The 6,111-nt window shown below is 70.1% G+C and carries 7 protein-coding genes; 1 reads left to right on the top strand and 6 read right to left on the bottom strand.

What is annotated here, in order from left to right; genetic code table 11:
* Positions 1-171: 171 nt before the first annotated feature.
* Positions 172-609, bottom strand: coding sequence for an Hsp20/alpha crystallin family protein (locus C667_RS19395; protein WP_004377461.1), 438 nt, complete (start codon positions 607-609; stop codon positions 172-174).
* 107 nt (positions 610-716) lie between these two features.
* On the opposite strand from C667_RS19395, the gene C667_RS25195 reads away from it, so the two are divergent.
* The gene (locus tag C667_RS25195) at positions 717-971 is read left to right on the top strand and encodes a cysteine-rich CWC family protein (protein WP_306415795.1); all 255 of its coding nucleotides are present in this window, start codon (positions 717-719) and stop codon (positions 969-971) included.
* On the opposite strand, the gene C667_RS19390 is transcribed toward C667_RS25195, so the two are convergent.
* The 5 genes from C667_RS19390 to C667_RS19370 all read right to left on the bottom strand — a co-directional run bounded on the left by C667_RS19390 (position 928) and on the right by C667_RS19370 (position 6,046).
* Positions 928-1,293: a barstar family protein gene (locus C667_RS19390; protein ID WP_004377455.1), complete on the bottom strand. Its 366-nt coding sequence runs from the start codon at positions 1,291-1,293 to the stop codon at positions 928-930. The genes C667_RS25195 and C667_RS19390 overlap by 44 nt on opposite strands.
* 11 nt (positions 1,294-1,304) lie before the next feature.
* Positions 1,305-1,706, bottom strand: a complete 402-nt coding sequence (locus tag C667_RS19385) for a guanyl-specific ribonuclease (protein WP_004377452.1) — start codon at positions 1,704-1,706, stop codon at positions 1,305-1,307.
* Positions 1,707-1,712: 6 nt separating this feature from the next.
* Positions 1,713-3,362, bottom strand: a complete 1,650-nt coding sequence (locus tag C667_RS19380; protein ID WP_004377450.1) for a tetratricopeptide repeat-containing response regulator — start codon at positions 3,360-3,362, stop codon at positions 1,713-1,715.
* Between the two features lie 164 nt (positions 3,363-3,526).
* Entirely contained in the window at positions 3,527-5,326 is a 1,800-nt protein-coding gene (aspS, locus tag C667_RS19375; protein ID WP_004377448.1) for an aspartate--tRNA ligase, read from the bottom strand.
* Between the two features lie 87 nt (positions 5,327-5,413).
* A complete protein-coding gene (locus tag C667_RS19370; protein WP_039922317.1) occupies positions 5,414-6,046 on the bottom strand; it encodes a DUF502 domain-containing protein in 633 nt (210 codons plus the stop codon).
* Positions 6,047-6,111: the final 65 nt, after the last annotated feature.

Raw genomic sequence — 6,111 nt, 5'->3', positions numbered from 1 at the left:
GTTCATGTAGGAGCGCCGGCAGGCGCGAAGGCGGCGGTGGGCGTTTTCGAGCACGCCGATTGTTTCGCCGCCCGATTCGCGCCTTCCGGCGCTCCTACAGCCCGCCGGATGCGGTGCCTTCCTGCAGGAGCGCTGGCCGGCGTGGATGGCGGTGGGGCTGGCGCAGGGTGCTTAGTCGATGGTAAGCCGCCTGGCCTGCACCTCGGCCTTCTTGGGAAGGTGAAGCTCTAGCACGCCGTCGTTGAACTTCGCGCTCGCGGCGGCCTCGTCGATCTCCTGGCCGAGCTGGAAGCTGCGCGACACCTTGCCGAAGTAGCGCTCGGTGCGCAGCACCTTTTCGCCGTCCTTGACCTCCTTCTCCTGCTTGCGCTCGGCGCTGATCGACACCACCGGCCCGTCGATATGGACGTGGATGTCTTCCTTCTTCATGCCGGGCAGCTCGGCGTGAACCTCGTAGCCTTGCGCGGTCTCCTTGACGTCGACCCGCATCTGCGGCGCATCGGTGCCCGGGGTGGCGAGCTGCTGGCCGCCGAAGTCGACCGGGCGCACGAAAAATCCGCGGAAGAAGTCGTCCAGCGGGTCGGTGCGACGGGTGAGAGGGTTGCTCATGTCGTGTCCTCCTGTGTCCGGGTTCTTGCCGGGGGATCCGGCTTCAAGACCAATATAGGCGCGCAGGAGGGGTTTTCAAGGGGCTGGCGCGCGTGCTGCGCAGGAGGATGCGCGACCCTCGCGGCGGGATTCGAACGCACACGGGAGGCGAGACGCCGATGAACGAAACCACCAATGTCTGTCCGCGCTGCGGCGCGGCCTTCACCTGCGGCGTGCGCGCCGGCGAGGCTGCGTGCTGGTGCGCCGTGCTGCCGGCCGCATTCGCGGTGCCGGCCGAAGGCGCGGGGGCGTGCTACTGCCCGCGCTGCCTCGGCGAGCTCATCGAGGCGCGCCGGCAGGCGCCTCGGGGAGCGCCGGGATGAAGGCGTGGCCGAAGCCGACGCCCTCCGCGCGCCAGAAGTCGCCGGTCTCGTCGAGGATCTCGCACAGCGTGGCGAGGGTCTCGGGAGCGGCCGTTCGCAAGGCTTCGGCATGCAGGAACTCGAGCCGGTAGGCATCGGCGGGCAGCCACGACAGGTCGCACAGGCAATCCGACAGCGCGTCCCAGTTGTGGCCGAACCAGTCCGGGAAGCGCAGCGTGCGCGCGATGCGGGCGAGCAGCTCGGCCTTGTCGGTGCAGCCGGCGAGGTCGATGCGATGCGGCTGGAGCGGGGGCGCGGCGGGCGCTTGCGGGGCTTGGCTCATGGACGGACGGCTCAGGGCGGCGAGCGCAGCGGCGCGATCTCGCGGAAGCTGCGGTAGTGGTCGGCGGTGTAGTAGAACACCTCGGGCGGATCGCCGCCGCTGACGATACGGCGCGCGCCACGGTCGCGCGAGCCGGGCGTCGGCACGGTGTACTCGCGGTAATAGCCGCGTGGCCGCGCCGGTAGCAGGCGTTCGCGGTTCTGGAAGGTGGTGCCGTCCTTGCGGTAGGGGAAGGGGCCGCCGCGCTGGATGAGCGCGAGCGTCTCGATCGCCTCGGGCGGCAGCCCGGCGTGCGAGGGCTGCAGCAGGCCCTGGGCTTGCGGGGTCTCGGGTGCGGCGCCGGGCGAGCAGGCGGGCAGAGCCGCGGCGAGCGCGAGGAGCAGCAGCAGGCGGAGCAGGACGGTACGCAGCATCGGGGTTCAGGCGCGGCGGGTGCGGGGGATGGGGGCGCGCTCGGGGCGGATGCCGTAGCGCTTCATGAGCTCGTGGCGGAATTCGGTGATCGCCGCCAGGCGCGGGTTGGTGGGCGCCAGGCGCTGGGTGCGCTCGATCAGGCTGCGCGCCTGCGCGGCGAAGGCCTCGTTCCAGCCGCGGTGCTCGATGTGGCGCAGCAAGGCGAGCGCGGCGTTGAAGAGCACGTGCGGGTTGCCCGGCATCTTGCGCGCGGCGTTCATCATCTCGGCGACCGCGCCGTCGTAGTCGCCGCCGCGCGCCTTCTCCGCGCCCGCGCCGACCAGGGTCCTGACCTCGGCCTGCACCTGCTGCTCGACCTCGGCGGAGAGGTTCTCGAAGCCGCGCGCCTCGAGCGCGGCGCGCGTGCGCGCCAGGCTGCGGTCGTCGCCATGGGTGCGCATGAGGTCGGCGAGGAGCTGGCGGCCCTCGGTCTCGAGCTTGCGGTCGTAGCACAGCTCGAGCAGGTCGCGGCGCAGCCCGGGGGAGAGCTCGCGGATGCGCTCGGGGTTGGCGAGCGCGCGCACCATGGCGCCGCGCAGGCCTTCGGCGTCGTTGCGGTGGCCCTCGACCAGGGCATTGCCGACGGCGAGGCAGAGCTCGCCCTTGGGATGGCGGACGAGGTTGCGCTCGAGGTCGGCGAGCGTGGCCAGGGCTTCGTCCGGGCGCTCGCGGGCGAGCTGGGCCTGCACGAGGCGGACGTGGTCCTCGGGGTCGCGGAATTCGGAGTAGCCGCCGCGGCGCACCGCCTCGGCGAGGCTGCGCTCGGCGCGGTCGAGCTCGCCGGCCTGCAGGGCGAGCTCGCCGAGCCGGCGCAGGCGCGGGAGGCGGTAGGGCGAGAGCTCGGTGGCGCGCTGCAGGGTCTCGCAGGCCTCGGCGGGGCGGCCGGTCTCTTCCTGCACGCGGGCGAGCAGCTCGTGCGCCTCGATGAAGCGCGGGTGGCGGGCGACCAGGTCGGCGAGCAGGTGTTCGGCCTCCACCCAGGCCTCGCGCATCACCAGCATGCGCACCAGCCCGAGCGAGGCCCAGGGGATGGGGCGCGCGGCGAGGATCTCGCGGTACAGCGCTGCGGCCTCGTCGATCTGGCCGATCTGGGCGTGCAGCTCCGCCTGCAGGCGCATGAAGTCGACCAGGTACTGCGGGTGGCGGTCGCGCGCCTCGCGGCAGGCGGCGAGCGCGCCGACCGGGTCGCCGAGCTTCATGAGCTGCCACACCGGCAGAAAGGCGTCGCGCTTCTCGAAGGCGCGCAGCAGGCGTACGCGCAGGCTCTCAGCGGTGAGCGGCTTGAGGATGTAGTCGTTGGGGACGAGCTCGCAGGCGCTGATCACGCGCTCGTAGTTGCGCTCGCCGGTGATCATCACGAACACCGTGTCGGGCGGGATGATGCCGTGCTGGCGCAGGTCCTCGAGCAGGTGCTGGCCGTCCTGGCCCTCGCCGAGGTCGTATTCGGACAGGATGAGGTCGAAGGGCTGCGCGCGCAGGCGGCGCATCGCCATGCTCGCCGACACCGCGAACTGCGGCGCGTCCACGCCGATCGAGGCGAGCATGTTGCGCAGCTGCGCACGCATGCTCGACTGGGATTCGACGACGAGGACCTGCAGGCCGTGGGGGAGGAGCATCGGATGGAGTGGCGGACGCACGCCGGCGGCGTGCCATGCCCGAAGATTACGGCAGGCGGCGCAAAGGCTGAAGCCCCCGCGATGAAGAAAAGGCGCTCTTCAACACGGGGGCTTCAGGTGTGAGCGGCCCGCGGGCACGAATCCGCCCGCGGGAGCGGCCTGGCTCAGCCGCGCTCGACCTCGACCTGGGTCTCGACCTTCTGGCGCAGGCGGATGTGCAGCTCGCGCAGCTGCTTCTCGTCCACGCCGCTCGGTGCGTCGGTGAGCAGGCACTGGGCGCGCTGGGTCTTGGGGAAGGCGATGACGTCGCGGATGGACTCGGCGCCGGTCATCATGGTGACGATGCGGTCGAGGCCGAAGGCGAGGCCGCCGTGCGGGGGCGCGCCGTACTTGAGCGCGTCGAGCAGGAAGCCGAACTTGGCCTGCTGCTCCTCGGGGCCGATGGCGAGCGCCTCGAACACGCGCGCCTGCACGTCGGCGCGGTGGATACGCACCGAGCCGCCGCCGATCTCCCAGCCGTTCAAGGCGAGGTCGTAGGCCTTGGCCAGGCACTCGCCGGGGTTGGTTTCGAGCAGGTCGATGTGCTCGTCCTTCGGGCTGGTGAAGGGGTGGTGGCAGGCGGTCCAGCGCTTGTCGTCCTCGTCGTACTCGAACATCGGGAAGTCGACCACCCACAGCGGACGCCAGGCCTCGCCCGTCACATAACCCTTCTCGTGACCGAGCCTGATGCGCAGCGCGCCCATGGCGTCGTTGACCACCTTGGTCTTGTCGGCGCCGAAGAAGATCAGGTCGCCCGACTGCGCGCCGGTGCGCTCGAGGATGGTGGTGAGCGCCTTCTCGTGCAGGTTCTTGACGATCGGCGACTGCAGGCCCTGCTCGTTGGGCTGGGTGACGTCGTTGACCTTGATGTAGGCCAGGCCGCGGGCGCCGTAGATGCTGACGAACTTGGTGTATTCGTCGATCTCGCCGCGGGTCAGGGTGTTGCCGCCGGGCACGCGCATCGCAGCGACGCGGCCGCCCGAGGTGGCGGGGCCGCTGAAGACCTTGAAGGCGACGTCCTGCACCGCGTCGGTCACATCGGTGAGTTCCAGCGTGACACGCAGGTCGGGCTTGTCCGAGCCGTAGCGGCGCATCGCCTCGGCGTAGGTCATGCGCGGGAAGGGCGCGGGCAGCTCGACGTCCATCGCCTCCTTGAACACATAGCGGATCATTTCCTCGACCAGCGCGGTGATCTCGTGCTCGTTCATGAACGAGGTCTCGAGGTCGACCTGGGTGAATTCGGGCTGGCGGTCGGCGCGCAGGTCCTCGTCGCGGAAGCACTTGACGATCTGGTAGTAGCGGTCGTAGCCGGCCACCATGAGCAGCTGCTTGAAGAGCTGCGGCGACTGCGGCAGGGCGAAGAACTGGCCCGGGTGCACGCGCGAGGGCACCAGGTAGTCGCGCGCGCCTTCGGGCGTGCTCTTGGTGAGCATCGGCGTCTCGACGTCGATGAAGCCGGCGCCGTCGAGGAAGCGGCGGAAGGCCATCGTGGTCTTGTAGCGCAGCATCAGGTTCTTCTGCATCTGCGGGCGACGCAGGTCGATGACGCGGTTGGTCAGGCGCACGGTCTCGGAGAGGTTCTCCTCGTCGAGCTGGAAGGGCGGCGTGGCCGCGGCGTTGAGCACCTCGATGTCGTGGCAGAGGATCTCGATCTCGCCCGAGGTCAGGTTGGCGTTTTCGGTGCCGGCGGGGCGGCGGCGCACCTTGCCGCTCATCTTGAGCACGAACTCGTTGCGCACGGACTCGGCGGTCTTGAACATCTCGGCGCGGTCGGGATCGCACACCACCTGCACCAGGCCCTCGCGGTCGCGCAGGTCGATGAAGATCACTCCGCCGTGGTCGCGGCGGCGGTGCACCCAGCCGCAAATGGTGACGATCTGGTCGAGGTCGGCGGCGGTGACTTTTCCGCAGTAGTGAGTTCGCATTTCGTGTTCCGCAGGTTCGGGGGCGCTTGCGCCCGGGGATTCAGGATTCGGCAGGGTGGAGAGGCTGGAAGGTCGGGGATGCCGGGTTCAGGGCTCGGGCAGCGCGGGCACGGGTTCCGGCTCCGGCCTGCGCACGGGGGGCGCGACGACCCCCATCGAGATGATGTACTTGAGCGCATCGTCCACGCTCATGTCGAGCTCGACGACTTCGCTGCGCCGCATCATCAGGAAGAAGCCCGAGGTCGGGTTGGGCGTGGTCGGCACGTAGACGCTGACGTAGTCGCCGCGCAGGTGCTCGGCCGCGTTGCCGCCCGGCTGGCCGGTGAGGAAGGCGATGGTCCACACGCCCTCGCGCGGGTACTGCACCAGCAGCGCCTTGCGGAAGGCCTGGCCGCTGCTGGAAAAGACCGTGTCGGAGACCTGCTTGACGCTGTAGTAGATCGACTTCACCACCGGGATGCGCGCGAGCAGCGCCTCCCACAGCTTGACGAGCTTCTGGCCGATGACGTTGGCCGCGACCAGGCCGGTTAAGAACACCAGCAGCAGGCCGGCGACCACGCCCACGCCGGGGATGTGCACCCCAAGGTAGCGGCTCGGCTGGTACTCCTCGGGGAGCCACAGCAGGATCGCGTCGAGCGTGCCGACGATCCAGGAGATCACCATGTAGGTGATCGCCAGCGGGAGCCAGATCAGCAGGCCGGTGATGAAGTATTTTTTCAAGTGCAGTTCCTGGCCGCCGCATGCCGCGGCCGCCGGCATCTGCCGCGCCGCGGCCAGCCTGCCGC

Source organism: Thauera phenylacetica B4P (genome assembly GCF_000310225.1).
Lineage (GTDB): Bacteria > Pseudomonadota > Gammaproteobacteria > Burkholderiales > Rhodocyclaceae > Thauera > Thauera phenylacetica.
This window is presented reverse-complemented; position numbering and strand designations above follow the sequence as displayed.